Source organism: Rathayibacter sp. AY2B3 (assembly GCF_002931755.1).
Taxonomy (GTDB): Bacteria; Actinomycetota; Actinomycetes; order Actinomycetales; family Microbacteriaceae; genus Rathayibacter.
Genome location: NZ_PSUG01000088.1, coordinates 1 through 2,210, shown reverse-complemented (window position 1 = coordinate 2,210; position 2,210 = coordinate 1). Strand labels below are relative to the sequence as shown.

Here is a 2,210-nt window from a genome sequence, read left to right as displayed (position 1 = left end):
CGGCGCGCGAGTACTCCTCCGCGCCGGCGTTCGCCTGTGCGGCGAAGTCCGCGGGCGGCGGGAACCGGCGGTGCTCGTCGAGCAGGTTGGCGATCGTCCCGCTCACGCTCCGAGCTCCTTCCCCGGCGCTCACGCCCACTTCCTCACGGCGTAGCGCTGGAACACGCCGACGACGGCGTCGGTGAGCTTGCCGAGCACGGCCAGCAGGACGATCGCCAGGAACACCCGGTCGATCCGGCCGTTGTTCTGGCTGTCGATGAGGCGGAAGCCCAGGCCCATCGAGGAGGCGATGAGCTCGGAGGCGACCAGGAACAGCCACGACTGAGCGAGCGCGAGGCGCAGCCCGGAGATCACGGAGGGGATCACCGCGGGCAGCTGCACCGTCGTGAAGAGCCGGACGCCCGAGAGCCCGAAGGCGCGGCCCGCCTCGACGAGGTGCCGGTCGACGTGGCCCAGCGCGGTGGCCACCGTGGTGAAGACGGGGAAGAACGCGCCGATCGTGATCAGGGTGATCTTCGACTCCTCGCCGATGCCCATCCAGAGCAGCAGCAGCGGGACCCAGGCCAGCGACGGGACCGCGCGGATCGCGCCGAGGGTCGGCCCGAGGACGACCTCCCAGACACGGGAGAGCCCGAAGAGCGCGCCGACCACGAGCCCGAGCGCCGACCCGAGCGCGAACCCGATGAGCACGCGCTGCGTCGAGATGGCGACGTCCTGGCCGAGGTCGCCGCGCTGGGCGAGGTCGACGCCGGCCGCCCAGACCATCGCGGGCGAGGGGAAGACAGCGACCGAGACCATCCCGGTCGTCGTCGCGATCTGCCAGGCGGCGAGCAGCAGCACGGGCAGGACGGCGCCTCCCGCGACGACGAACCACCGCCGCGACGTGAGCGGGCGGGAGCGGTCCTCGCGGAGCCGGCGCTGGGAGGCCGCGACCGACGGGCCCGCCGTCACGAGTCCGGGCGCACCCGGCATCAGCGCGGACAGCGCGCTCCGGCGCAGCACATCGGCGTCGGTCGCGGTGTCGTCGTCGCGGATCGTCATCGTCGGTCTCCTCGGATCGCGGGGGTCGGGGGCGGAGGGCCGGGCCCTCAGGCGCCGATGGCGCTCGGGTCGGCCGCCGAGGCGTAGGTGTCGTCGAGCAGCGAGTCGAGCGCGTCGTCGACCTGCTGCTGCGAGGCGACGTCGCCGTTCTCGACGAAGATCGGGCCGATCACGGCGAGCACGTCGGTCTGCGCGGAGCCGGGGACGTTGTCGACGTTGAGGTTGCTGCGCTCGGTGATGACCGTCGTCGCCACCGCCACGTCGAGGCCGGCGACGGAGGCGAGGATGCTCGCCGTCTCGTCCTGGTTCTCGAGCGCCCAGGCGCGGGCGTGCTCGTACGCGTTCACGACGGTCTGCGCGAGGTCCGGCTTCTCCGCGAGGAAGCTCTCGGTCGCGTTGAGCAGGCCGTAGGAGTTGAAGTCGACGTTGCGGTACAGCAGGGTCGCCCCGGCCGCCTCGGCGCCGGCCATGATCGGGTCCAGGCCCGCCCAGGCGTCGACGGAGCCGTTCTGCAGCGCCGCCCAGCCGTCGGCGTGCTGCAGGTTCTGCACCGTCACGTCGCCGATGCCCAGCCCGGCGGCCTCGAGCGCCTGCACGAGGAAGAAGTAGGGGTCGGTGCCCTTGGTGGCCGCGATCTGCTTGCCCTTCAGCTGCTCGACCGAGGTGATCGCCGAGCCGGCGGGGACGACGAGGGCCGACCACTCCGGCTGCGAGAAGATGTCGATCGTCCTGATCGGCGAGCCGTTCGAGCGGGCGAGCAGCGCGGCGGAGCCGGCGGTCGAGCCGACGTCGATCGCTCCGGCGCGCAGGGCCTCGTTGGCCTTGTTCGACCCGGCCGACTGCACCCAGGCGACGGTGACCTGCTGGTCGGCGAGGGCGGCCTCGAGCCAGCCCTTCTCCTTGATGACCAGGCTCAGCGGGTTGTACGTCGCGAAGTCGAGCGTGAGCGTACCCCCCTGGGTTCCTCCGGAGGCGGCGTCGGCGGTCGCGGCCGCCGCTCCTCCTCCGCCCTCGCCCTGCACGCAGCCCGCGAGGAGCGGGACGGCGGCGGCGGTGAGCAGACCGGCGAGTGCGGTGCGGCGGGTGAGCGGGGAGCGGGTGAACGACATGGGGGCCTCGGCTTCGGGGATGCGGTGACAGTGAGTGTGGACGCTGCGGGGGAGGGGCGG

Annotated in this window: 2 protein-coding genes; both read right to left on the bottom strand. The window is 72.9% G+C overall.

The annotated features are described in order from the left end of the window. Positions 1-129: 129 nt before the first annotated feature. Positions 130-1,041: an ABC transporter permease gene (locus C5C24_RS17345; RefSeq protein ID WP_258065352.1), complete on the bottom strand. Its 912-nt coding sequence runs from the start codon at positions 1,039-1,041 to the stop codon at positions 130-132. 47 nt (positions 1,042-1,088) lie between these two features. Next, complete coding sequence (locus C5C24_RS17340; RefSeq protein ID WP_104305561.1) at positions 1,089-2,150, bottom strand: aliphatic sulfonate ABC transporter substrate-binding protein; 1,062 nt, start codon at positions 2,148-2,150, stop codon at positions 1,089-1,091. Positions 2,151-2,210 lie beyond the last annotated feature (60 nt).

Excerpts from the sequence above, each read along its gene's own strand:
- C5C24_RS17340 (WP_104305561.1), bottom strand. The coding sequence starts at position 2,150 with ATGTCGTTCACCCGCTCCCCGCTCACCCGCCGCACCGCACTCGCCGGT.
- C5C24_RS17345 (WP_258065352.1), bottom strand. The coding sequence starts at position 1,041 with ATGACGATCCGCGACGACGACACCGCGACCGACGCCGATGTGCTGCGC.